We start from the raw sequence: 23,623 nt of genomic DNA on the forward strand, positions 1-23,623 counted from the left end.
TCGAGGCGGGAAACTAGACACATATAAGCCGTTGAATACGGAACAATCGGGACCACGCGGTTATTCGAGCAGCTCTTTGCGAATGTTCTCCAGGTCTCTTTTCGTCGGTATGGCGGAAATAATCACGGCCGGTACGGTTTTCAGCGCAACGGGCATCGTGCTTATAATAAAATCAATCTCCCGCTCACGGACGGTTTCATCGCTTAGTTCATGCAAGATGGAAGTTTCGATCGTCAACTCGTCACCGATCTCTCTTTTAATCCGGTTGGCCACATAATGACGGACGGAAAACTCTTCACCGATAATGAGAAAAGCCTTCTTGCTTTTATACCGGACATTGGAGCTGACGATAAAACCGAGCTTGACGAGATGGTACGAGCTGACCGATACCGCGGGGTGTTCACGGCTCCACCGGTTTATGCACTCCGTTACCCCTTCGTAAATAAGAGGCTCTTCCCGGCGCATGTAGGCGATCAGGCGGCTTTTCGATACCGCCATCAGTTCGGGAACGGCATTATCGATCATCAGCTTCTCGAAAAACTCGCACATTTCCATTACGAACCGGTGGCCGGCAGCTAACGAAGGGAAGGTTTCCCTGAGCAACGGTAAAAGGTTGTTGAGCATCCGGTATTTGGGCTCCTCGTTCCGATGGAGAGCCTCCTCCTGCACCAGGGCCATTTCCCTTTCGTTCCGGTAGTGATATTGACTCAGGCTGCATAACGACTGCAGAAAATAAATTTCTTCCCCGGCAATGTCCAGGCCGTATTCTTGTCCAAGCTTTCCGGCTAAACGGCGGACGGATTCATAGAAAGCGCCGTTCTCCCAGTCGTAAAGCTTCCCGTTTACCGAAACGGAATGTCCCTGCCGGATTCTCTCCAGCGTAACGGCGATCAGGAAAATCAGGCTTCGTTTGGAATTCAGAAAATAAACGATTCCTTGTTCCTCTTCGAGGTCCGTTATCCATTCCTGGATCTGCCCAAAATCAATCTCTGCAAACGGCCAGCCTGTATACGGGTGTGAATCGGAAAATAATTTCCAGTAAAAATACCGGATGTGTATTTCATTTCCTTTAAGCGCCGGAGAAGAATACGCGAGCCGCAGGCAGGACGGCTTCAGATCTTCCCGATTCAGTTGAATAATGAATTTTTTAAACGACGAAGCGCTCATATAAAGAAACTCCGCAAGCTCCTCGGCGGAAGCCTGGCCGCCGTAGACGAACAACCTGTGCATGAGGCGGTAATAAGAGGTCTGCCTAAATTGCTCCACAAGGATTTCCCGGATAGTCGGACCGTGACGTTCGCGGCGGAAGAAGATGCCCTTGCCTCTGGAGACTTCGATACTCATTGTGCCCGGCAAAAGCGCCGTTATCTCCTCCACCAATTTCCGGACCGACTTGTCCGATATGCCAAGCTCCCTTTCAGCCTCCCCGAAAGTAAACCACCGTTCCTCGGAATCCAGCAGCTCGATCAGCGCCTTCATCAGCTTAAAATCTTTGTTCATTTCATCACCTTCCAGATCCGGTATCGCCCGACTTTCGTACCCTCATTATACCGGTATGGAGCGGATTATCCATGCTTCCAGTCCGAATCGGCGTATACACGACAATACCTCTCTTCTACAAGTTGTTCCCTTCCGTACGCAAAATAACCGCAGTCCGGTTAACCGGACTGCGGTTAGGATGTTCTGCCCTGCGCGGGCATGAAGACACAACTTTCTGACCGATCCAGGTCTATCAGCCGTACAATCTAGCGTAATAGCCGCCCTGTTCCAGCAGATCCCGGTGCGTTCCCCGCTCCACAACCGTTCCCTGGTTCATCACGGTAATGGAATCCGCCTTCTCCACGGTGCTCAGGCGGTGGGCGATCAGGATCGTCGTCCGCCCCTTCATCAATTCGTTCAGAGCCTGCTGCACCCAATGCTCCGACTCGTTATCGAGTGCGGACGTCGCTTCGTCCAGGAGCAGAATCGGGGCATTTTTCAGGATGGCTCTGGCAATCGCGATACGCTGTCTTTGTCCGCCGGACAAAGACGCTCCCCGCTCCCCTGCCTGGGTTCCATACCCGCCTGGCAGTTCCTCGATAAAATGATGGGCATACGCGGCCTTGGCCGCTTCGATCACATCGTCCGTTGTCGCCTGCGGGTTGCCGTAACGGATGTTCTCTTCGATCGTTCCGCTAAACAGAAACGGCTCCTGCGGGACATAAGCGATCTGCCCGCGAATTTCGTCCAGTGTATAGCTGCCGAAGAGTTTGCCTCCAAGCAAAATTTCCCCGCTGTCCACGGGATAAAAGCCGAGCAGCAGCTTGATCAGCGTGCTTTTGCCGCTCCCGCTCGCGCCCACGATAGCCGCGACTTGTCCCGGATATACCTTCATGGACATCCGGTACAGCACTTTTTTGTCCGCCTGATAGGAAAATTCGACGTCCCGGAACTCCACCATCGCCTCCGAGGACCTCTTAGGATCGGGCAAGCCCAGCCTTTCCGGCTCTTCTTCCTCCGATAAAATTTCCTCAATCCGGTGTGCGCCGGCTAACGAATTTTGCGCCATAGACAGCACCGTCCCGAAATTCATAATCGCATGAGTCAGGTTAATCTGGAGAACGGCAAGCGCCGCAACGCTCCCCATCCCGATCAGCCCGAAAGCGTACAGCAGACTCCCGATGACGATAATTCCGCAGAACGTGACATAGCTGACAAAATGGTTCACGGCAGCCTGCAGCCCGTTCTTCTTTGCGGTCTGCTCGGCAAGCCGGGTGACGTCTTCGTTCAGGCTCCGGTACTGGGAATAAACCGGCCGGATATGAAACAATTTCACGAGCTGAATGCCTCCGATAAAGTCTTTAAACTTTTCGGTCATCCGTGCTAAAGTTTGCAGCGACTTCTCGGAAAGGACACGGATTTGCCGGGCAAACCGGGCACTGATCGAGAAAGAAAGGAGCAGAACGAGCAGCGATACGGAGGCGAATCTCCAGTCGATCAGCACCATCGAAATAATGGAGCCGACACTGAACACCACTTGCAGCAGCAGCATGAAATAAATGCTGGAAAAGGTGAGTTCTACCGCGGCCACATCGTTATTTACCCGCGACATCAAGTCTCCGTGGTGCGTCTGTTCCAGATATTTCGGCCGGAGCCGGCAAAACTTCCTGTACAGACGCTCCCGCACGTCTACGATCGTAAATTCGACGCTCCGCTGGTACAAATACGTAAACCAGGGAGAAATCACATTTTCCAAGAATAAGGCTCCCGCCAGGATATAAAACGCCCGGTACATCAGCGCCGAATCCCGGTAATCGGCAAAGTTGACCAGATTCTGCACAACCAGACTGAAAGAAACGAGAAACAGCGTCTGGTTGACCGCCGTAATACCGAGACCCGTGTAGTACTGAATTTTGCGTCTGCGGTTCATGAATCTCATTAAATACCCGAGTTCTTTCACCTGTGAGACTAACCCGCCGCCTTTCATGTGTAGACCACCTCCTTGCTTTCCGCAAGTCCGGCAAACTCCTGGAGGTACGATTGAGCGTACAGTCCTTTCTTCTCCAAAAGCTGCGCATGAGTCCCGGCTTCAACAAGCCTTCCCTGCTCCAGAACCCAAATTTCATCCGCATTCTGAACGGTAGACAGCCGGTGTGCGATAACGATTGTCGTTCTTTCGCTCATCAGAACTTGCAGGGCTTCCTGCACAGCGCCCTCGGATTCCGGATCCAACGCGGATGTAGGCTCATCGAGCAGCAGAATGGGAGCATTCTTGAGAAGCGCCCGGGCAATGGCGATCCGCTGACGCTGGCCCCCCGAAAGAAAGCCCCCCCGTTCCCCGACATACGTCTGATACCCTTCGGGCAGACTCATGATAAAAGCGTGCGCTTGCGCCGATTTTGCAGCCGCGATCACTTCGTCCATGGACGCGTCTTGCCGGCCGTACGCGATATTGTCGGCCACGGTGCCGCTAAACAAGTACGACTCCTGGGTCACCACGGAGAAGTGGGAGCGCAGCTGCTCCGGATTGCTGCCTTTTACCTGCTGACCGAATACAGAGATGTTTCCCTGCCCGTCCTCCAGCGGATAAAAGCCGCACAGCAGCTTGAAAACCGTGCTCTTGCCTCCGCCGCTTGCGCCAACCAGGGCGATCGTCTTTCCTTCCGGCACCGTAAAACTCAAGTTTTGAAGAATGGGAGATCCGGTTTCATAAGAAAAGGAGACGTCCCGGAACTCGACCGGCGGCGAGGCGGTTTTTGTAATCGCGTGCCCCTCCTGATTTTCAGCAGGCTGTTCCAAAATATCGGAAACCCGCTTTAAAGCGCCGGACATCTCGAACGTATGCGTGATCAACTCAGGAATATGATCCAGCGGCTCCAAACACAGATTCAGCAAATAAAGAAACGCGATCAATTCTCCGGTCCCGAGCTCCCCTTTGGAAATCAGATAACTTCCATAGCTCACGGCAAAAATGATCGGACTGAGCATCAGCGTGGACAGGAGGGGGTTGACCCACGATTCCCTTTTTTTCACGGCCAGTTTCTTCTGGGCCGTCAGCAGCAGAAGCGACTGATAAGAACGGAACAGCATACCCGACAGCAAGTAACTCTTCACCACCGGCATTCCGCCAAGCGTGTCCTGCAGGTTCATATTCATCCGTCCCATGTTCGCCTGGGCTTCTTCCGTCAGCTGCTGAAGCTGCTTGCCGATCCAGTGAGACACAAGCAGCGAAACGGGAAAAAGCAGCAGACTGTACATCATCAGCTCCCATTGAATCCAGATCAGATACGTGAAACAGCCTACGAACAGCAGCGGATGATAAAACCACTGGGCCAAATCCCGGCTCATAAATTGATGAATAAGCTGAAGATCGCTGCTGATACGGGACAGGATATCGCCGGAATGCTGTTTTTCCACATAATGAATAGGCAATTTGCCGATATGGTTCATCACATGATTGCGGATATCTCTCACGGCGAAAGCGCTGCTCTTCTCAACTCCGTAGATCATCAAGTATTTCGCGGGCACTCCGATCAGGATAACCAAAAAAACGGTCCATACGATTTCGATGACAACCGGCCCCGCTCCGTTCTCGGCCTGGGATGTCAGCTGTTCGATCAAACTGCCCGTCCACACTTCGATAATGGCTGCCGCAATGGCGGATACGGTCCCTGCGATCATCCAGCCTCTGTGACGGCTTACAAAAGTTAATAACCAGCGGAATGCTTTCCATGCAGCGTATACGCGTTTGCTTTTTGGTGCCGCCATTGGATCCCCCTTCCCGGCGATGGACTGTAGGTCAGCTTCCATGCAGCACCTTCGACGATGCTCCGTTTCGCTGTGCGACTTCCTCCAGAATCCGGAGGATGACCCCAGCCGTCCCGTCCAGACATTCCGGCTCAAGCAGCTTCTCGTGCGCGCCAGCAAGCTTGTACTCCGTGTAGGTATCCTGAGCCGCTCCGCGCCATGTCGGCAAACCTTGCTCCAACCGGAAAGCGTCGCTGTCTTCGGCGATCAGCTCGTGGATACGCCCTTCGACCGTACCGCTGTTAAGAAGCTGCGCTTCATACGTCAAAGTGGCGCGCACCTTGATGCTGACACGCTCGCGGATAACGGGATTCGCCATCATTTCTTTTTCCGTATCCGACAAATCCTCCAGTATTTCCTGCCATTCGCTTTCAGTCGTCTCTGCGGGCGTCAAAGTCTCCTTAATCCAGGAGTCCACCATGATCAGGTCCGAGACGCGATAGCCTCTCTTCTCCATTCTTTGAGCGACTTCGAACATCAAATTCCCGCCGAAACAATAGCCGAGCAGCACGTAAGGAGCTTCCTCTTGAATGCTTACGATTTCATCGATATAGTCATCCAGCATCTCTTCGTAGCTTTTCGCCTCTTCCTTAAAATCGGTCCCGTACAAGACGAAACGGTCGTCCAATAGGTTCGCAAGTTCCCGGTACCCGATGCCGAATCCGCTTCCCGGAGGAAAGCAGAATACATTCAAAGCGCCGTTTTTATTCAGCTTGATAAACGATTGGCCCTTCTCCAAGCCCGTTTCTCCGCTCCCGAACGCCATCGCTTCCACGGTCAGATTCTTGAACTGCTGGTTCAGCGGCACTTCGATTCCGGTTTCGTCGTAGACCGCCTGAATCAAACGCATGAGGCTCAGAGAGCTTCCTCCGAGTTCGAAGAAATTGTCTTTCACGCCGACCCTCCGGAGACCGAGCACGTCCTTCCAGATTTGGGCGATCTTCACTTCCATCAGCGTGCGGGGCGCGATATACTCTTCCGCCTGCTCCACACTCTCTTCCGGGGCGGGCAGCGCCTTCCGGTCGATTTTGCCGTTCGGCGTCAGCGGCATCCGGAGCAGCTGCACGAAGTGCGCCGGGATCATGTAACCCGGCAGCTCTTTAGCCAGCGCTTCCTTCAGTGCGGCGGCCGTCAGCTTCGATTGCGCCACGAAGTAAGCGCACAACTGCTGACCGTCCGCCTCCTCCCGGGCGATGACGATCGCTTCTTGTACGGACGACACTTTCAGAAGCTGCTCCTCGATTTCGCCCGTCTCGATGCGGTAGCCGCGGACTTTCACCTGATGGTCGATCCGGCCCCTGTACTCGATGTTCCCGTCCGGCAGCCACCTAGCCAGGTCTCCGGTCCGGTACATCCGCTCGCCCGGCGAAAAGGGGTTGTCCACGAACTTCTCGGCCGTCAGCTCGGGACGGTTCAAATATCCTCTCGCCAAGCCGACGCCCGCGATGCACAACTCTCCCTCTACACCTACAGGAACCGGCTGCCGATAATCGTTCAGAATATAAATCCGGTGATTCTGAATCGGCCGGCCGATCGGGACCGATTTTAGTCCGATATCGCCTGTGCAGGCAGTCCAAACCGAGGTAACGATCGAAGCTTCCGTCGGTCCGTATGCGTTGAAATAACGCACTTTGTCTTTCCACTGCTGGACGAATTCAGCCGATACCGCCGAGCCCCCGGTAATCAGCTTTTGAAGGTCGGGCATATGATCCGGGTTTAAATAGGCCGCATACGTCGGCGGCAGGATGGCGGCCGTAATTCCGTTTTCGTGCATGTAACGCTGGAACGACCGGTTATCCAGAATGGTCTCGGCTGTGGGGATGTAGAGTGCGGCCCCGAAAAACAGCGCCTTGAACACTTCCCAGCACGACGCGTCGAACGACAGGCTCGCGAACTGGACGACTCTGTCCGTTTCGGTGATGCCCAGCGTGTCCCGGAACATGTTCTTCAGACTGACCAGGCCGTGGTGTTCCAGCATCACGCCCTTCGGTTTCCCCGTCGTGCCGGACGTATAGATCACGTAAGCCAGGTGCTCCGGTCCATTAACCGGCTCCAGATTCGTTCCGTCGCCGCTGTAGGAACTCTCGTCGTCAAGCGTCAATACGGTTCCTTCGAACGGAACACGATCCAGCAGCCGCCGCTGAGTCAGCAGCAGCTTCGCACCCGAATCTTCCAGCAGGTAGCGGATGCGCTCCTCGGGATATTCGGGGTCGATCGGCACATACGCGCCGCCCGCTTTCAGCACCGCCAAAATGCCGACCGCTATTTCCAGCGAGCGTCCGGCCATCAAGCCGACAAGCTGATCCGGCTGCACACCGGCCGCACGCAGCGTACGCGCCAGCCGGTTCGCCCGCTCGTTCAGCTCCCGATAGGTGAGACGTTCCTGCTCGTAAACCACGGCTGTCGCATCCGGAACGCGGGCAGCCTGCTCTTCGATCAGCCCATGAATCGTTTGCTCCCGTTCATAGTGCGTTTCCGTGTGATTAAAATCAACAAGAAGCTGCTGCTTTTCGTTAGGCGAGAGCATATCCGCGTCGCCGAATTCAAGATCCGGCTGAACTAAAAGGATGGACATAAGCTGCACGAGATGTCCCGCGGCTTTTTCAATAAAATCGCGGTTATAGCGCCCGCTGTTAAAACTCACGTTCATCCCGATAGAGTTTTCATTCGATTCGAATTGAAAAACGGTATCTGCAGCGGCCTTTCCTTGAATATCCGCTTTATGGATTTTTTTGTAGGTAACAATCGTATTTAGAACAGGGGTCCCTTCGGGAGTAGTTTCGATATTCAGGGAACCCGTCATTTTCCGGAACGGAAGATGCTGATTTTCCAGCGCTTCGCCTATCGCCAGCTTAACTTGACCAAGCAGGGATTTGAACGTGCTTTGACGGTTTATGTACGTTTTAATCAGGAGAAAATCGTGGATCGACGGTTCGTCTCCGGGTCCCGTTGCGGCCGGAATCCCGACGAGCACGTTGTCCCGCCTTGCGTAATTGTGGAGCAGGCAGTTTACTCCCGCCAGCACGATCATAAAAACAGCCAAATCCGAACCGTTGGCAAGCCGGAGGATTCTTTCGGACAGCATGGGCGGCAGCGTGAGGCTGACAACGTCCGGTTTCTCTTCGGAATTCGGTTGGCCCACAGCCTTGGAGGGTGGATTGTAAGGAAGAAAAGTCAAGCTGTCATCGGGATTGAACTTTTCTTTCCAATACATTTCTTCCTTTTCAAACAACGATTTCATGCGTACCTCCCCTAAAATGATATCGGCTCATACCCGGAGTGCATGCCCTCTTTCTTCGGGCACACACTCTTCAGATATGAACAACTAGTACCTGGCAGGGCTTCGTTTAAAAAGCGAATTCAATCGCTTCGACCGAACTCTTCGTGCCGCTCGAAGGCTTCAGGCATTGGATCTCGCTTAACCGCTTTTCGGGATTTTCGCAAATCTGGGACAAGATGTGCAAGTAATCCTGGACCATTGTCCGGATTCTCGCTTCTTTGAACAATTTCGTCCCGTAAAAGAACCCTCCACTGAGCGTGCCGCTATCTTCCGACATGAACAAGGTGAGGTCGAATTTCGCTTCTTCCAGATCGTCCAGCTCATAAGGCTTGAGACGAAGAGTTCCGAGCGAAGCTTCGTGTTCCTCGATATTCTGCATATCGAACACCGTATCAAACAGCGGATTGCGACCGGCATCCCGCTTCACATTCAAGCGCTCCACGAGTTCTTCGAACGGATAATCCTGATGCTCGAAAGCTCCCAGCGCGGATTCCTTCACTTCCTCTAGGAAGGAAAGGAAGGTTTTGTCGCCGGCAGGCCGGTTGCGGATCGCCAGCGTGTTGACGAACATACCGATAACCGGCTCCAGATCGGCATCCGTTCTGCCTGCAACAGGCGTTCCGACAATCACATCTTCTTGCCCGCTGTATTTGGACAGCAGTACGTTGTAGGCGGATAAAAGAATCATGAACATGGTACTTCCGGACCGGGCCGCCAGAACACCCAGCTCGGCGGTGAGATCCGCACCGACTTCAAATTCCAGATGAGCGCCCTCATAACTACGTACCGGCAGCCGATCATAATCGGCCGGCAGCTCCACGTCGGGCAGATCGCCGGCCAACGCTTCCAGCCAGTACGACTCCTGCTGCCGTGTACGTTCCTTGTACGTTTCGCTCTGCTGCCATGCCGCGTAATCCTTGTATTGAATGCGCAGCGGAGGAAGCTCTTCTCCCGCATATAGCCGGGAAAATTCGTCCACCAATATCGACATGGAAACACCGTCGGAGACCATATGGTGCATATCGAACATGAGAATGTGCAGCTCCGGCTCCAGCTCAATCAAGCCTGCGCGAAGCAGCGGCGGTGTCCGCAAGTCAAACGCACGGACGAAGCTGCGGGCGATTTGCGCCGCGTCTTCTTTTGCGGATTTGCTCGTTTCGACTGCAAATTCCACTTGAGCGTGTACCCGTTGAACCGGTTCGCCGTGAACCATTTCAAATCCGGTGCGCAGCGTCTCATGCCTCGCGATCAATGTCCGGAAAGCTTCCTGTATCCGGTCGATATCCACCGGCCCTTCCAGCTGCAGCATTTCCGGCATGTTGTAAAGCTGATCCGCCCCTTCGAGCGTATGCTGGATAAACAGCCGTTTTTGCGCCGACGAGAGCGGATAATATTCCCGCTCTTCGGCAAGAGGAATAGAGACATGCTCCTGCCGTTCCATCCGCGCGATCGCCGCTGCCATTTCCTCAACCGTCGAATGACGGAAAACGTCTCTTAACGGCAGATCGACGTTCAGTTCCTTGTGCACTTTGCCGACAAGCGTCGTCGCCCGCAGGGAATGTCCGCCGAGGTCGAAGAAGTTATCGCGGATGCCGATTTCCTTCTGTAGACCGAGTACGTCCTGCCAAATGGCGGTCAGCTTCTCTTCCAGCGGCGTGCGTGGCGCGATATATTCCGCGCCGCCGTCCACGCCCGCTTCCGGCGCCGGCAGCGCCTTGCGGTCCACTTTCCCGTTCGGCGTCAGCGGAATCCGATCCAGCCGGATGAAATACGACGGGATCATGTAGCCCGGCAATTCCTGCGCCAGCGCGCTTCGCAGACTGCTCACGGCAAGCTCGCCGTCAGCCGTGAAGTATGCGCACAGCGCTTTTTGGCCGCCGCCGTCTTCGCGTACGAGGACGACCGCTTCGCGGATACCGTCCGCCTGGAGAAGCTGCGACTCGACCTCACCGGTTTCGATCCGGTAACCCCGGATTTTCGCCTGGTGGTCGATCCGCCCGATAAAGTCCACGTTCCCCTCTGCTGTCCACCGGGCCAAGTCGCCCGTACGATACAGACGCTCACCCGTGACGAACGGGCTGTCCACGAATTTCTCTTCCGTCAGATCCGGACGGTTCAAGTAGCCCCGTGCCACGCCCGGGCCACCGATGCACAGCTCGCCCAGTACGCCGACCGGCACCGGGTTCAGGTGCGCGTCCACGATGTAGAACCTCGCGTTCAGCCACGCTTTGCCGATCGGCACACTGCCTGTATCCGGCAGCTTCGCCAGCGGCTCGTCGTAGAAACTCGAATCAATCGCCGCTTCCGTGACGCCGTAGCTGTTGATGATCCGGAACTGCGAGCCGAAGCGTTCCTGCAGCACGCGGTAATCGCCTACGCTGCAGCTGTCGGAGCTGGTGATGAGCAGCTCCATCGAACTCATATCCAGCTCATGCTGCGCCACATGTTCCATGAACGGCACGATGAGCGCCGGCGTTGATTCGAACACGGTGATCTGTTGTTCGTGGATCCAGCCGTGTAGGCGGGCCGGGTCGATCCGGTCATCTTTCGGCACGATAACCATGGTGCCGCCGTTGTACAGCGTCCGCGCGATATCTCCGACGAACACATCGAAGGAGAAGCTCGCGAGCTGGAGCAAGCGGACCGGGAACCGGTCCAACCGGTATTCCCGGCGGTAGGCGGCCGCCGTGTTCACAAGGCTGCCGTGCTCGATCATGACGCCTTTGGGCCGTCCCGTCGTGCCGGACGTGTAGATCACGTAGGCGAGATCGTGCGGCTGGGTTTCATAAGGAATGCCGTCCGATTCGCTGTCAGCCGTGCTGCTCAACGCAGCGCCGTCTCCTTGACCCGCCGACACCCGAGCACTCTCTACACTCTCATTCGCATTCCCCACAGCTTTGCTTCCGACAGCAGCATTCTCTCCGTCCCCGCTGTACGACCTCTCGTCGTCCAGGCAAAGGATCGTGCGAAGCGCCGTCTCTTCCGCTTCCAGCCAAGCTTCGGCGTCCTCTCTGAGAGACGTCTCCGTCAGCAGCACCGTCGCTCCGCTGTCTTCGAGCATAAACCGGATGCGGTCGGCCGGATAATCCGGGTCAAGCGGCACATACGCGCCTCCCGCTTTCCATACGGCGATGACGCCGACGAGCAGCTCCACCGAACGATCGGCCAAAATGCCGACAATCGACTCTCTGCCGACGCCGTCCGCGCGCAGTCTTGCCGCCAGCCGGTTCGCCTTTTCATTAAGCTCCCGGTAGGAAAGCTGCTTGTCTGTGTAGACAACGGCCGCTGCATCGGGAGTAGAGACCGCCTGTTCCTCGAACAGCCGGTGGAACGTCTGCACCTGCGGAAGCTCAGACATGGCCGGATTGAACGCTTCGAACAGCTGCTCTTTTTCGGAAAGAGTGAGCAGTTCCAGCTCGGCAATTTTTGCCTCCGGCTTCTCGGCGATAGCACCGAGCAGCTGCTCGAAATGCTGCGCCATCATTTCCACCGTTTCTTTCCTGTATAAAGCGGTCGAATATTCAAAGCTGTAATCCAAACCGCCGCTGTCTTCCATTACATCCAGGCTCAAATCGAATTTCGCCATAGTGCTTTCGCTCGGATACGAGGTCAGCCGGAGACCTTCAAGTTCAAAATCTTTGTTATCCGTATTTTGCAGCGTAAACATGGTATCGAAAATCGGATTGCGGCTTAGATCCCTGGCAACTTGCACCTTTTCCACGAGCTCCTCGAACGGATAGTTCTGGTGCTCATACGCGCCGAGAGTCGTTTCTTTGACCTCCTGCAAGTAGGAGAGGAACGTTTTCTCTGCGGCCGGATAGCTGCGGATCGCCAGCGTATTAATGAACATTCCGATCAGCGGCTCCACATCACCATGGTTCCGGCCCGCAATCGGTGTGCCGACAATAAGGTCTTCTTGTCCGGTATATTTATGCAGCATGACCGTATAGGCCGCAAACAGAACCATGTAAAGCGTGGTTCCGGTTTCCGCCGCAAGCTGCTTCAGAGCATCGCTTTTCTGAGCCTCGAGGAAATATTCGAGCGTCCGCCCTTCATAGCTCTGGACGGCGGGACGGGCATAATCCGTCGGCAGTTCCAGCACCGGCAGTTCTCCCCCGAAAACGTCAAGCCAGTAAGCTTCCTGGCGTTTTAGCTGCTCTTTCTGCGTTTCGGACTGCTGCCAGACAGCGTAGTCCTTATACTGAATGCGCAGCGGTTCCAGCGATTCTCCGCTGTATAAGCGGACGAACTCTTCTACCAGCACGTCCATCGAAACTCCGTCGGACACGATATGATGCATATCGAACAGCAAAATATGCCGTTCAACCGCTAGTTCGACCAAGCCTACGCGCAGCAAAGGAGGTTTAGCCAAATCGAACGGTCGTACAAAATTCTGCACCGTTTCTGCCGCTTCTTCCTCGGCCGCCGAAAAATGTTCCACGGAGAAGTCCACGTCCGCATACACCCGCTGCACCGCTTCCCCGTTCACCATTTCAAAGCCCGTGCGCAGCGTCTCGTGGCGCCGGGTCAGACTGCGGAATGCTTCCTCGAATCGGTTCTGATCCAATGCCCCTTCGAGCAGCAGCGCTCCCGGCATGTTATAGCTCAGCTCCGCTCCCTCAAGCTGGTTGAGGATGTACAGCCGCTTCTGCGCCGATGATTGCGGATAATGGTCACGCTCTTCGGCAAGCGGAATGGAGACATGCTCCTGCCGTTCCATATTGGCGATTGCCGCCGCCATTTCTTCAACCGTCGAATGACGGAAAACGTCTCTTAACGGCAGATCGACGTTCAGTTCCTTATGCACTTTGCCGACAAGCGTGGTCGCCCGCAGGGAATGTCCGCCCAGGTCGAAGAAGTTATCGCGGATGCCGATTTCCTTCTGTAGACCGAGCACGTCCTGCCAAATGGCGGCCAGCTTCGCTTCCAGCGGCGTGCGTGGCGCGATATATTCCGCGCCGCCGTCTACACCCGCTTCCGGCGCCGGCAGCGCCTTGCGGTCCACTTTCCCGTTCGGCGTCAGCGGAATCCGCTCCAGCCGGATGAAATACGACGGGATCATGTAGCCCGGCAGTTCTTGCGCCAGTGCGCTGCGCAGACTGTTCACGGCAAGCTCGCCATCGGCCGTGAAGTACGCGCACAGCGCTTTCTGTCCGCTGCCGTCTTCGCGTACGAGGACGACCGCTTCACGGACGCCGTCCGCCTGGAGCAGTTGCGACTCGACCTCGCCGGTTTCGATCCGGTAGCCCCGGATTTTCGCCTGGTGGTCGATCCGACCGATAAAGTCCACGTTGCCGTCCGCCGTCCAACGGGCCAAGTCCCCTGTACGATACAGACGCTCGCCCGCGACAAACGGGCTGTCCACGAACTTCTCTTCCGTCAGATCCGGACGGTTTAAGTAGCCCCGTGCCACGCCTGGCCCCCCGATGCACAGCTCGCCCAGGACGCCGACCGGCACCGGGTTCAAATGCGCGTCCACGATGTAGAACCTCGCGTTCAGCCACGCTTTGCCGATTGGCACGCTGCCCGTCTCTGGCAGCTTCGCCAGCGGCTCGTCGTAGAAGCTCGAATCAATCGCCGCTTCGGTGACGCCGTAGCTGTTGATGATCCGGAACTGCGAGCCGAAACGCTCCTGCAGCACACGGTAATCACCCACGCTGCAGCTGTCGGAGCTGGTGATGAGCAGCTCCATCGAGCTCATATCCAGCGCGTTCTGCGCCACATGTTCCATGAATGGCACGATCAGCGCCGGTGTCGATTCGAACACGGTGATCTGTTGTTCCTGGATCCAGCCGTGCAGGCGGGCCGGGTCGATCCGGTCGTCTTTCGGCACGATAACCATGGTGCCGCCGTTGTACAGCGTCCGCGCGATATCTCCGACGAACACGTCGAAGGAGAAGCTCGCAAGCTGGAGCAAGCGGACCGGGAACCGGTCCAGCCGGTATTCCTGGCGGTAGGCGGCTGCCGTGTTCACAAGGCTGCCGTGCTCGATCATGACGCCTTTGGGCCGTCCCGTCGTGCCCGACGTGTAGATCACGTAGGCGAGATCGTGCGGCTGGGTTTCGGCCGGGACACCGTCCGGTGTGCCTGAATCGGACAAGCTGCCGGACGCTGCACTGTCAGCCGAATCTCCGTTTACGCTGCCTTCCAGAACGACTCCGACAGCCGCATTCTCTCCGTCTCCGCTGTACGACTTTTCGTCGTCCAGGCAAAGGATCGTGCGCAGCGACGTCTCTTCCGCTTCCAGCCAAGCCTCGCTGCTCTCTCTCAGAGACGTCTGCGTCAGCAGCACCGTCGCCCCGCTGTCTTCGAGCATAAAGCGGATGCGGTCGGCCGGATAATCCGGGTCAAGCGGCACATACGCGCCTCCCGCTTTCCATACGGCGATGACGCCGACGAGCAGCTCTACCGAACGCTCGGCCAAAATGCCGACGATCGACTCTCTGCCGACGCCGCCTTCCCGCAGCGTTGCCGCCAGCCGGTTCGCCTTTTCGTTCAGCTCCCGGTAGGTCAACTGCTTGTCTTCGTAGACAACGGCCGCCGCATCGGGAGTCGAGACCGCCTGTTCCTCGAACAGCCGGTGGAACGTCTGCACCTGCGGAAGCTCGGACATGGCCGGATTGAACGCTTCGAACAGCTGCTCTTTTTCGAAAAGAGTGAGCAGTTCCAGCTCGGCAATTTTTGCCTCCGGCTTCTCCGCTATGGCACCGAGCAGCTGCTCGAAATGCTGCGCCATCCGTTCTACCGTTTCTTTTTTATACAAGGAAGTCGCATACTCCAAGCTGCACTCTAGACCGCCGCTTTCTTCCACGACATCTAAGCTGAGGTCGAACTTCGCCATGCCGTACTCGCTCGGATAAGAAGTGAGCTTGAGCCCTTCCAGCTCAAATTCCTTGTTTTCCAGGTTTTGCAGAGAGAACATCGTATCGAAAATCGGATTACGGCTCAAGTCACGGGCCGTCTGTACCTTTTCGACCAGCTCCTCGAACGGGTAAGTCTGATGCTCGTATGCGCCCAGAGTCGTTTCTTTGACCTCCTGCAAGTACGACAAGAACGTTTTGCCGGCGGCCGGGTAATTACGGATTGCCAGTGTATTGACGAACATTCCGATCAGCGGCTGCACGTCCCCGTGGGTTCTTCCGGCAATCGAAGTTCCTACGACCAGATCTTCCTGAGCCGTATATTTATGCAAAAGCACCGTATAAGCGGCAAGCAGCACCATATAAAGCGTCGAGCCGCTTTCTGCCGCAAGTCGTTTTAAAGCTTCGCTCTTCTGTGCGTCGACAAAAAATTCAAGTGTCTGTCCTTCGTAGCTCTGTACGGCGGGCCGGGCAAAATCCGTCGGCAGCTCCAGTACGGGCAGCTCTCCCCGGAAAACATCGAGCCAGTAAGCTTCCTGCCGCTTCAACTGTTCTTTCTGCCCCTCCGATTGCTGCCATACCGCGTAATCCTTGTATTGAATGTGCAGAGGTTCCAGTTCTTCGCCGCTGTACAGCCGGACAAACTCCTCCACCAGCACATCCATCGAAACGCCGTCGGACACGATATGATGCATATCGAACATCAGAATATGCCGGTCTTCCGCCAGCTCAATTAAGCCAACCCGGAGTAAAGGCGGCGCCGCCAAGTCGAACGGCCGGATGAACTTCTGCACGGCTTCGACCGCCTCTTCTTCGCTTGCCCGGATATGCTCCACCGAAAAGTCCGCGTCGCTGTCTATCCGCTGCACCGCTTCCCCGTTTATGATCCCGAAACCGGTGCGAAGCGTCTCATGACGGGCGATCAGTCCGCGGAACGCTTCTTCGAATCGATGCCGGTCCAGCGCTCCTTCCAGCAGCAAAGCTCCCGGCATGTTGTAACTTTGATCCGCCCCTTCCAGCTGTTGAAGGATGAACAGCCTTTTTTGCGCGGAAGATAACGGGTAATAATCGCTTTCCTCTGCCTTGGGGATCGAAGAGAACGAAAGCTGCGCCAGATTTGCAATCGCTTGAGCCATCTCTTCTACGGTCGAATAAACAAAAACATCCTTCAGCGGGAAATCTACGTGAAGCTCTTTGCGTAACCGGCTGACAAGCGTTGTCGCACGCAGAGAATGTCCTCCGAGTTCGAAGAAATTGTCCTTCACGCCAACCTTCTCGAGTCCCAATACGCTCTGCCAGATTGCGGCCAGGTCCGTTTCCAGCGGAGTCCGTGGTGCCGTATGCTCCGTCCCCTCCTGCAAACTAAGTTCCGGCGCCGGGAGCGCTCTGCGGTCCACCTTGCCGTTAGTCGTTAACGGCATTTCCTCCAGCTGGACGAAGTAAGAAGGAATCATATACCCCGGAAGCTCCCGGGATAAGGCGCTTCTTAATCGGCTTGCCTGCAGCTCGCCGTCCGCCGTGAAATAGGCGCAAAGCTGTTTGTCTCCGCTGGCCGTTTCACGGGCGATTACAGTTGCTTTCCGGATGGATTCCACCTTCAGCAGCTGTGCCTCTATCTCGCCAAGCTCGATCCGGAAGCCGCGGATTTTCACTTGATCGTCCATCCGGCCCACATATTCGATCGTTCCGTCCGGCAGCCATCTCGCCACGTCCCCGGTCCGGTACATGCGTTCTCCCGGAACGAAAGGATTGTCCACGAATTTCTCCGCCGTCAATTCAGGCCGGTTCAGGTAGCCCCGGACCAAGCCTTCGCCGGCCACGCAAAGTTCCCCGGCTACACCGATCGGCTGCAGATTGTTGCGGGCATCCACGATATAGGCCGTCGTATTGCTGATCGGACGACCGATCGGAACATTCACGGCGTCCTCGGCCACTTCGTTCACTACATAGTACGTGGCGTACACCGTGCTCTCCGAAGGGCCATACAAATGAATGATTTTGCCCGGACCCAGATGATCGACCGCTTTACGGACATGACCGACCGAAACACGCTCTCCGCCGAACAGAATGGCCCGCATATGCCGCAAACAATCCACATTTACATCCACGAGCACGTTGAAAAAAGCGGTCGTAATGAGCGAAACCGTGATCCGCTGCCTTTCGATCAACTCGGCCAGCTGCCCGATTTCGAGCATGATCTCTCTCGGAATGAGAACGAGGCCCGCCCCGTTGACCAAAGCGCCGAAAATATCGGAAATCGACCCGTCAAAAGAATAACTGGACAACTGAAGAACCCGGTCCTGCTCCGTAATCTCGACGTAGTTCGTATTTCGTGCGATCCGGATAATGTTCCGGTGCGATACCAGGTTTCCTTTCGGATTCCCGGTCGTCCCCGAGGTATAGATCACACAGGCCAAATCGGCCGATTCGTTGATTCGTTCCAATTCCGACCCATCGGGGTGGTAAGACCCTTCGTCATCCAGTACGATCACGACTCTTTGGACGGGAATCCGTTCCTGCAGATGACGCTGCGTCAGCATAACCCGGGCGCCCGAGTCTTCGATGAGGTACCGGATACGTTCTTCCGGGTATTCCGGATCGATCGGTACATAAGCGCCGCCGGCTTTCAGCACGGCCATAATGCCGACGATCATTTCGATGGAACGTTCGACAACAATGCCTACGAGACAGTCCCGGCCGACTCCTTCGCCCCGGAGCATACGTGCCAGGCGGTTCGCCCGCTCATTCAGCTCGCGGTACGTAAGTTCCTTTTGCTCAAATACGACCGCCACTGCATCCGGTATCCTCTCCGCATGTTCCTCAAACAGCTGATGAAGGGTTTTGTCCCGCGGGAATTCCGTCGTTGTGTCGTTGAACGCTTCAATAATTTGCGACTTTTCAGCCGCCGTCGCGAGCTCCAAATCGCCCACTTTGACCCGGGGATCGTTCACGACTTGTTCGAGCACAAGCAGAAGTTGTCCCCGCAAACGCTCGATGTCCGCTTTCGCAAACACGCCCGCATTGTAATCGAAGCGTATTTCAATGGCTTCTCCCGGCACGACCGTCATGTTAAAATCGTAATTCGTCTGTTCCGCCATCTCGACATCCGCGATAGCCAGACCGCCCGTTTGGCTGCCGCCCGCCTGCTGCATCTGCTCGTCCATCGGATAGTTCTCGAATGCGATAATATGGTGGATAAGATCCTGCTTCTGGGCGCTTCGGGCCTGGATCTCATACAGCGGATAATAATCGTAGCGGCCGGATTCCAGCGCCTGCTCCTGCACCTTGGCCATGACCTCGGCAAAAGACGTATCCGGCTCGCTCGTCACCCGCACCGGTACCGTATTGATGAAAAGACCGATCATCTCTTCGATTCCCGGAATCTCAGCCGGTCTTCCCGAGACGACGCTGCCAAACACCGCATCGCCCGTCCCGTTAATCTTTTGCAAAACGACGCCCCATGCCGATTGCAGCAAGGTGTTTAACGTGGCCTGCTGCTGCTTGGCCACCCGCTCCATCCGTTCGCTCAAGCTTTTGCCCAGCTCGCAAACGACATGCTCCGGAAGAAACGGTCCGCTTTTCGCATCGGTCTTTTTGGGAAGCTCCGTCTGTCCGTCATACCCTTCCAGATAGCCGGACCAGTAGCGGGAAGCACTTTCCTCATCCTGTTTCTCCAGCCACTCGATGTATTGACTGTAGTCCGTTGAAGCGGTGCGTTCCGGCTTCTCATTCCGGACAAAGGCCGAGTAAGTTTCGAACAACTCCTGCGTAAGCTGCGGCAGGCACCAGCCGTCCATCAAAATATGCTGGAAGCTGAGCAGCACGTGATAGCGGTGTTCATCCGTCCGGAGAACCGTGACACGCACAAGCGCATCCCGCTCCAGATCGAAGCCCCGCAGCCTGTCTTCTTCCGCTTTCTTATCGGTATAGGCTGTGCGTCCCGCAGAATCCAGCTGCAGCAAATCTTCATATTCAAACCCGACGGGCTTGTCCCGGTACACGATTTGCATAGGTTCCGCGCCCGCTCCGCTGTAAAAATTAGTCCGCAGCACGACATGCCGCGCAGCCAATTCGGCCCAGCTTTTGGAGAAAACATCGACATCCAGCTCGCCCAGCAGCGTAAAACGCGCTTGCTCGAAGTAGGCGCCTGTCTGCGGGTCCATCGCGCTGTGGAACCACATCCCCTTCTGCATAGGCGTGAGGGTATAGATATTCTCGATCTCGCCGATAGGCGCCGTGTCTTCGGCAATCCGCTCCATGTCCGTAACGGTCAGACCTTTAAACTGTACGTCGCTAGGCGTCAGCTCCGTCTTCTCTTTAGCCGCGCAGTGGGCGATGATTTCACGGAGGCTCTGCTCCAGCAGCGAAACCAGTCTCTCTATTGTCGCTTTGTGGAACTGTTTCCGGCTGTAGCTCAGGTCAAGCGACAGCGAACCGTTCAGCACCATGCCGTTAATGTCCAGCACGAAGCTGCGCGCCTGCCGGTCGCTTGCCGGGCTTCCGCCCGGATACGGCGATAGACCCATCTCGTTATTTTGCAGATCGTCGTCGAACTGGCCCAAATAGTTAAAGTTAATTTCCGGTTCGGCGCCCCACACCAAGCCGTCCGTCTTCTCCGAAAGGTACCGGCATACTCCGTATCCGATCCCTTTGTTCGGAATCCGGCGAAGACTTTCTTTTACCGCTTTGATTTGATGCGACAAGTCTTTGCCGCTCTCCGGCTCCAGCACAACGGGGAACTTGCTCGTAAACCAGCCTATCGTACGCGTAATGTCGATATCCGTTCCGATGAATTCACGCCCGTGGCCTTCCAGATTTACAAGGACCCGGTCATGTCCGCTCCATTTCTGTACGGCGGCTCCCAGAGCGGCAATCAGGATATCGTTCATTTCCGTGTTATAGGCCCGGTGTACCCGTTTCAGCAGCAGCTCCGTTTCGTCGGGAGTCAATACGGCAAAGAGCGATTCGCTGTCCCGCTGCTGTGAGTCCACCTCATCCATATCTTTCGGCAAAGGAGGCACAGATGTACGTTCCACGCCCTGCCAATAGGCCTTCTCCATATCCATATCCGGGCTTTGCGCGTAGGCCGCAAGCTGCCCCGACCAGCCAAGGTAGGAATCGGTTTTCGCGGGAAAACGGATGTCTTGTCCCCGGCCTGCCTGCTCGTACCCGAGCGCGATATCTTCCATCAAGATCCGCCACGATACACCGTCCACGACGGCATGATGAACCGCGATAAGCAGATGATCGCCGTCCGCGCAGCGGAACAGGCCCGCTTTTAGGAGCGGCCCGTCTTCCAATCCGATTCCGCTCTGAATTTCATTCGCCTTCGCTTCGACCGCGGCTCCCGGATTTGCAGCCTTCCTGAAATCGGTGATTTCCAGGCTGTACATCTCACCTTCCCCGATTCCGCGGTTCCAGGCCGTATAGCCGTGCTCCGTTTTGCGGAACGCCATCCGCAGCGCATCGTGATGCTCCGTTAACTTCTGCAGCACTTTGCGGATCGCCGTCTCATCGAAACCGTCTTTGCGGTGCAGCAGAACGGATTGGTTAAAGTGATGCGCATCCGCAAATTCACGCTCGAAAAACCATTGCTGAATGGGAGTCAATACGGCGGCACCGGTCACTTCTCCCTGATCGACCGTCCGGGCGACAGGCTTCACGTGCAGGCTGAGCTGCGCGATCGTCGGATATTTGAACAAGTCGCGAATCTCCAGCTTGTAGCCGGCCTGGTGCAGCCGGGAGGAAACCTGAATCGACTTGATGGAATCACCGCCGAGCTCGAAGAAATGATCCGTGACTCCGACCCTTTCGGTATTCAGCACAGCCTTCCAAACGTCGGCAAGAGCTTGCTCCGCTTCGTTTCGTGGCGCAACATACTCGCCTCCACCGAGCGCGTTTCCTTGAGGGGCAGGCAGCGCCTTCCGGTCGATTTTCCCGTTCGGCGTCAGCGGCATCCTCGGCAGCTGTACGAAATGCGCGGGAATCATATAACCCGGCAAGTTTTGCGACAGCGCTGCTCTAAGATCACTGACAGTCAGCGATTGGTCTCCCACTACGTAAGCGCACAATTGCAGTCCGCTCTCTTCTTCGCGGGCGATGACGATCGTTTCCTGTACGGACGGAATTTTCAGGAGCTGTTCTTCAATTTCGCCGGTTTCGATCCGGTAGCCGCGGATCTTCACCTGGTGGTCGATCCGGCCCATATATTCGATGTTCCCGTCAGGAAGCCAGCGGGCGGAATCCCCGGTCCGGTACATCCGCTCGCCGGAAGCAAAAGGATTTTCGACGAACTTCTCCTCCGTCAGCTCGGGGCGGTTCAAATATCCCCTCGCCAGACCGACGCCTGCAATGCACAGTTCACCCGCTACTCCTTCAGGCACAGGCTGTCCGTGCTTGTCCACGATATAAATCTTGTGATTATGAATGGGTCGGCCGATGGGAACCGACTTCAAGCCGGTATCAGTCGGTCCAGCGGCCCAGACCGTAGTGACGATCGAAGCTTCCGTCGGACCGTATGCGTTGAAATACCGCACCTTGTCTTTCCATTGCTGCACGAATTCGGCCGATACGGCCGAGCCCCCGGTAATGAGCTTTTGCAGCCCCGTCATATGATCCGGGTTTAAATAAGCGGCGTACGTAGGCGGCAGGATCGCGGCCGTGATGCCGTTCTCGTCCATGTAGCGCTCGAAAAGCTGGTAATCAAGAATAGTGTCGGACGTCGGAATGTAGAGGGCGGCTCCGAAAAACAGTGCCTTGTACACTTCCCAACACGACGCGTCGAACGACAAACTGGCGAACTGCACGACTCTGTCCGATCCGGTGATGCCGAGCGTGTCCCGGAACATGTTCTTCAAACTGACCAGCCCGTGGTGCTCCACCATTACGCCCTTAGGCTTGCCCGTCGTTCCGGACGTGTAGATGACGTAGGCCAGATGGTCCGGCCCGTTAACCGGCTCCGGATTGGTGCCGTCTGCGCTGTAAGAGCTCTCATCGTCGAGCGCCAATACAGTTCCCGCATAGGGGACGCGGTCCAGCAGCCGCCGCTGCGTCAGCAGCAGCTTTGCGCCCGAATCTTCCAGCAGGTAGCGGATGCGCTCCTCGGGATATTCGGGATCGATCGGCACATACGCGCCGCCGGCTTTCAGCACCGCTAAGATGCCGACGACCGTTTCCAGCGATCGCCCGGCCATCAGGCCGACAAGCTGATCCGGCTGCACACCCTTCGCACGCAGCGTATGCGCCAGCCGGTTCGCCCGCTCGTTCAGCTCCCGGTAAGTGAGACGTTCCTGTTCGAAAACCACCGCTGTCGCATCCGGAACCCGTACAGCCTGGTCCTCGATCAGGCCGTGAATCGTTTTTTCCGATTCATAGTCCGTTTCCGTCTCGTTAAAAGCGTGAATAAGCCGGCGCTCTTCCTCCGGAGACAGCATAGCCGCTCCCGCCGCTTCCTGATCAAGGTTATTTAAACCGCCCGCCAGCAGACGATCCAGATGATCGACCACCCCGGTCATGAAGCCCTGGTGATATAAATTTTCGTTGTACCCAATTTGTAGATGAATCGAACCGTCCTCCAGACGGAATTGGAACAGGCAGTCGCAGACGACGTTCCCGCCGACATCCGTGCCGTGCAGCTCATTCAGAGAAACGAGCGTATTGACGACCGGCACGCCGTCCGTGTACTGAAGATCCAGCTTCTCCGTCATTTTGAGAAACGGAATCTGCTGATGCCGGATAGCCTCGGGAAGAGAAACCTTCAATTCGTTCAACACCGATTTGAAGGTGGACTCGCCGCCAATCCTATTTTTCAGAATTACCGTATGGTTAATGGGCCGCCGCGTCTCCTGCGGTTTCTTCACAACCGGCATGCCGACAAGAACAGCGGAATCACCCGTATATTTGTATAGCAGGACTTGAACTCCCGCCAGCAAAATCATATAGGCGGCCAGAGGCGCGCCTTTGCTCATTTGAATGACCCGCTGCGCCGCCGCATCGGACAAAGTTCCGGAAACGGACTGAACGCTTGGAGCCGCGTGGCTCGGAGCCTTACTGTACGGCAGCAGGGTAAGCGAATCATCTTCACCTGAAAATTTTTCGTTCCAAAAAAGGATTTCTTTTTCAAAAGCCACCTTCATCGTTCCCCTCTCTTTTCGTTAAAAAAAGCGATCCGGCGGATTGCATACGGAATGCGCCGTAC

5 protein-coding genes are annotated in these 23,623 nt (G+C 56.0%); all 5 read right to left on the minus strand.

The window, feature by feature from the left end; translation table 11 throughout:
* Window positions 1-60: 60 nt before the first annotated feature.
* Entirely contained in the window at window positions 61-1,500 is a 1,440-nt protein-coding gene (locus PCH01S_RS03465) for a helix-turn-helix domain-containing protein (protein WP_042226861.1), read from the minus strand.
* A 232-nt stretch (window positions 1,501-1,732) separates the two neighbouring features.
* Complete coding sequence (locus tag PCH01S_RS03470) at window positions 1,733-3,466, minus strand: ABC transporter ATP-binding protein (RefSeq protein ID WP_042226863.1); 1,734 nt, start codon at window positions 3,464-3,466, stop codon at window positions 1,733-1,735.
* On the minus strand, window positions 3,463-5,289 hold the full coding sequence (locus PCH01S_RS03475; RefSeq protein ID WP_042226866.1) for an ABC transporter ATP-binding protein: 1,827 nt from the start codon (window positions 5,287-5,289) through the stop codon (window positions 3,463-3,465). Before PCH01S_RS03475 ends, PCH01S_RS03470 begins: the two co-directional genes overlap by 4 nt.
* A complete protein-coding gene (locus tag PCH01S_RS03480; RefSeq protein ID WP_042226868.1) occupies window positions 5,279-8,527 on the minus strand; it encodes a non-ribosomal peptide synthetase in 3,249 nt (1,082 codons plus the stop codon). The genes PCH01S_RS03475 and PCH01S_RS03480 overlap by 11 nt, the downstream gene beginning before the upstream one ends.
* Window positions 8,528-8,633: 106 nt before the next feature.
* Window positions 8,634-23,555: an amino acid adenylation domain-containing protein gene (locus tag PCH01S_RS03485; RefSeq protein ID WP_409372152.1), complete on the minus strand. Its 14,922-nt coding sequence runs from the start codon at window positions 23,553-23,555 to the stop codon at window positions 8,634-8,636.
* Between the last annotated feature and the right edge of the window lie 68 nt (window positions 23,556-23,623).

The organism is Paenibacillus chitinolyticus NBRC 15660 (assembly GCF_000739915.1).
Classification (GTDB): domain Bacteria; phylum Bacillota; class Bacilli; order Paenibacillales; family NBRC-103111; genus Paenibacillus_F; species Paenibacillus_F chitinolyticus.

What these genes read in the sequence shown, in the direction of transcription:
- PCH01S_RS03475 (WP_042226866.1), bottom strand. Translation starts at nt 5,289, where the DNA reads ATGGAAGCTGACCTACAGTCCATCGCCGGGAAGGGGGATCCAATGGCG.
- PCH01S_RS03470 (WP_042226863.1), bottom strand. Translation starts at nt 3,466, where the DNA reads ATGAAAGGCGGCGGGTTAGTCTCACAGGTGAAAGAACTCGGGTATTTA.
- PCH01S_RS03480 (WP_042226868.1), bottom strand. Translation starts at nt 8,527, where the DNA reads ATGAAATCGTTGTTTGAAAAGGAAGAAATGTATTGGAAAGAAAAGTTC.
- PCH01S_RS03465 (WP_042226861.1), bottom strand. Translation starts at nt 1,500, where the DNA reads ATGAACAAAGATTTTAAGCTGATGAAGGCGCTGATCGAGCTGCTGGAT.